We start from the raw sequence: 326 nt of genomic DNA on the forward strand, positions 1-326 counted from the left end.
TTCAAGTAAAAGGCTCTCTTAAATGATATTTTCTAAAAGCCCTTAAATTATGGCAGCATAATTTAAGGGCTTTTTAATCTATTAATTATTTTATTAAATAATTCTATCATACAAGTTATACATACATATTTAATTGCTAGATAGATTTACTATTTTTGAAAAAAGCAAAAGAAGTATATGGTACTGGACCATATACTTCTACTTAAATGTTGTTAATTCATCCATAATGTAGGAACTTCTTTTTTGTATAAAATCAAAAATGACTTTCTTTTCTTCATCTAGTGCTTCGGGATTTGAAGTAATATATGGGTCAAGGCTCATGTATG

The 326-nt window shown here is 26.4% G+C and carries 1 pseudogene; it reads right to left on the bottom strand.

The window, feature by feature from the left end:
* Positions 1-198 precede the first annotated feature (198 nt).
* Positions 199-326, bottom strand: a pseudogene (locus tag V7161_RS30225) (spore coat protein); the annotation flags it as partial.

Origin of the sequence: Neobacillus drentensis (genome assembly GCF_036965425.1) — a bacterium.
Taxonomy (GTDB): domain Bacteria; phylum Bacillota; class Bacilli; order Bacillales; family Cytobacillaceae; genus Neobacillus; species Neobacillus drentensis_F.